Raw genomic sequence first — 1281 nt, 5'->3', positions numbered from 1 at the left:
TGGCAGGCACAGCGGTGACGGACGAGCCGCTGCCGGAGACCGCCGAGCCGGCGGCGGAGGGCACCGCGGTGGGCGCGGCGGAGGGCGCAGCGGAGGCCGCGGCGGAGGGCTTGCCGTGGGCCGCGGGAGTGGGCGTGGAGGTGCCGGTCGCGGCGGTGGCCATTCCCCCCGCGGTCGCGATGGCTGCGACGGCGGCGGTGGCGGTGATGAGCATGATCGGGCGGATACGCATGAATCCGTGTCCTTTCCTGCGGGCGTCCGGTTGATGCCCGCACCCCCTGTACACCTCCCGACGCCCGGCAGGTCGCACCCCGCCCACGTGATCCAGGTCATAGGCCGTGGGCGCAACCCCGGGACGGGGCTCGTGAGTACAGAGCGGGAGGCTCCGCCCAGGACGCACGGCTCCACCGCCGCGGCCGAGGAGCGCTCCTCGCGAGCCGCCTGTGCCGCGAGCTGACGGACAGCCCCGGAAGAGAGGCCCTTGATGACGCCACAGGAGTTCGACGCGTTCTACGCGGCGTCCTTCTCCCGCCTGACCGGGCAGCTCTACGCGATCACGGGCAACTGGTCCGAGGCACAGGACGTGGTCCAGGAGGCCTTCATCCGCGCGTGGGACCGAAGGCGCTCCTTAGACCCGGACGACGCCCCGGAGGCATGGATCCGGACCACGGCCCGGCGGCTGGCCCACTCCCGCTGGCGGCGTCTGGCCCGGGGCCTGCACCTGGCCGGACGCCACCACCGCCCGGAACCACCCACCGTCGAACCGCCCACCGAGGAACACCTGGTGCTGGTCGCCGCGCTGCGCGACCTGCCCGAGGCGCAGCGGATCGCCCTGGTCCTGCACCACATGTGCGACCTCTCCGTCGAGCAGGTCGCGGCCGAGACCTGCTCCGGCGTCAGCGCCGTCAAGAGCCGCCTCGCCCGCGGCCGGGCCTCGCTCGCGGCCAGACTCGCCGACCGGACCCCGACCAGCGAGGAAGGAAAGCTCCGTGTCTGACCCCGTCCACGACACCGTCCACGACACCGTCGGCGACCGGCTGCGGCTGCTCGGCACGCAGATGCCCGCACCGACCCTGCCCGCTGCGGAGATCCGCCGACGCGCCGACCGGCGCCGCCATCGCCGGCACGCCCTGGGCGCGACCGCGGCCTGCACCGCGGCGGCCCTGTGCCTGGCTCTCCCGTCCGTGCTGCACTCACCGGAACCACGACACTCACCGGGACCACAACAGGGAACGGCCATCACAGACGCCTCCTCCTCCCCGCCACCGCCTTCCCCCCACC

The 1281-nt window shown here is 74.2% G+C and carries 1 protein-coding gene and 2 pseudogenes; 2 read left to right on the top strand and 1 reads right to left on the bottom strand.

Translation table 11 applies throughout. The features are described 5' to 3' along the window. A pseudogene (locus ACFWP2_RS39615) lies at positions 1 to 232 on the bottom strand (hypothetical protein); the annotation flags it as partial. 252 nt (positions 233 to 484) lie between these two features. On the opposite strand from ACFWP2_RS39615, the gene ACFWP2_RS39610 reads away from it, so the two are divergent. After that, entirely contained in the window at positions 485 to 997 is a 513-nt protein-coding gene (locus ACFWP2_RS39610) for a SigE family RNA polymerase sigma factor (protein ID WP_380460984.1), read from the top strand. Then, a pseudogene (locus ACFWP2_RS39605) lies at positions 990 to 1281 on the top strand (hypothetical protein); the annotation flags it as partial. The gene ACFWP2_RS39610 and the pseudogene ACFWP2_RS39605, both read left to right, overlap by 8 nt.

The sequence above is a fragment of the Kitasatospora sp. NPDC058444 genome (assembly GCF_042721415.1).
Lineage (GTDB): Bacteria > Actinomycetota > Actinomycetes > Streptomycetales > Streptomycetaceae > Kitasatospora.
The sequence above is the reverse complement of the archived record's forward strand: the minus strand, read 5'-3'. Positions and strand labels throughout refer to the sequence as shown.